Source organism: Mitsuaria sp. TWR114, from assembly GCF_007997345.1.
In genome coordinates, this window is record NZ_VOSR01001010.1 from 1 (window position 1) to 635 (window position 635).

Here is a 635-nt window from a genome sequence, read left to right on the forward strand (position 1 = left end):
GCCAGACGCTGATCACCGTGGAGGACGACCAGGGCCGCGTGCTGCGCTGGAGCCCGGCGCAGACGGCCCGGGCGCTCGACGTGCTCCATGCCGCCGCGGAGGACGAGCGCGCGCTGATCACCCGCGCCGGCGAGCGCCTGCAGCACAAGGGTCGCGCCTCGCTGGGCTGGGACGTCGAGCGACTGCTGCTGGCGCGCTTCCCCGAGGTGCTCAAGGTCCGATGCCTGCCGGCCCAGGACGGCAGCGGCGTCGTCACGGCGGTGGTCCTCCCGACGCTGCCGCGCAACCTGCCCGCCCTCGCCTGCGCGGCGCCGCGCTTCAACGCGATCGAGCTGGCCCGCATGGCCAGCGCGCTGCGCGAGATCGGCTCGCCCTTCGCGCGCTTCCAGGTGCGCAACCCGGCCTACGACCGGCTGCAGTTGCGCGCCACCATCGGCCTGGCGCGCGGCGCGCACGAAGGTGCCACGCTGCGCCGCGTGAACCAGGAGATCGTCGAGTTCCTCTCGCCCTGGTTCGACGACGGCTACGGGCCGCGCTTCGACTGGCTGGTGCGCAGCGAAGACCTGGAGGCGCGGCTGCGCGGGCTGGAGGGCGTGAGCTTCGTGACGCGCTTGTCGCTGATCACCGTGGCCTGC

General features: G+C 74.0%; 1 protein-coding gene. It reads left to right on the plus strand.

Going from position 1 to position 635, the window contains the following annotated elements; translation table 11 throughout:
• Positions 1 to 635 (plus strand): hypothetical protein (locus FUT87_RS29575; RefSeq protein WP_222617312.1); only part of this gene is annotated, 635 nt, incomplete at both ends.